The organism is Vibrio sp. 10N.222.49.C9 (assembly GCF_041474985.1).
GTDB lineage: Bacteria > Pseudomonadota > Gammaproteobacteria > Enterobacterales > Vibrionaceae > Vibrio > Vibrio crassostreae_C.
Map to the genome: position 1 here is coordinate 1 of NZ_JBFRVD010000829.1, position 327 is coordinate 327.

General features: G+C 40.4%; 1 pseudogene. It reads left to right on the plus strand.

Annotated elements, in window-relative coordinates:
- Nucleotides 1-319, plus strand: a pseudogene (locus tag AB4585_RS25810) (ATP-dependent helicase); the annotation flags it as partial.
- Nucleotides 320-327: the final 8 nt, after the last annotated feature.

A 327-nucleotide genomic window follows, 5' to 3' on the forward strand; every position in this document is an offset into this window, starting at 1 on the left:
TGAATGCACAGATCTTGAGTTCTCCGTTATTAAAGACAGCAAAGGAAAGAACTTTTTAAGAGTGGTTTACCTAGGAGAAAGTGGCAATAAGGTGGGCTTGAATTTCTATCTCAATACCCCTGCGCAGAAGAAAAGCTTTTACTCACAATTTGTCAAATTGCACCTTGCTGACAAGCATCAAGAGTTTGACGGATTGTCACCGACCAAGGTCGTCAATCAACAACATAGATTTCGACTTCCCAAGTTTGTTATTGCTCGAAAAGAGGGCAGATTTTGGAAACTCAGAGATGTGATATTCGACAACGAGTTTATGCTGTAACTATTGCC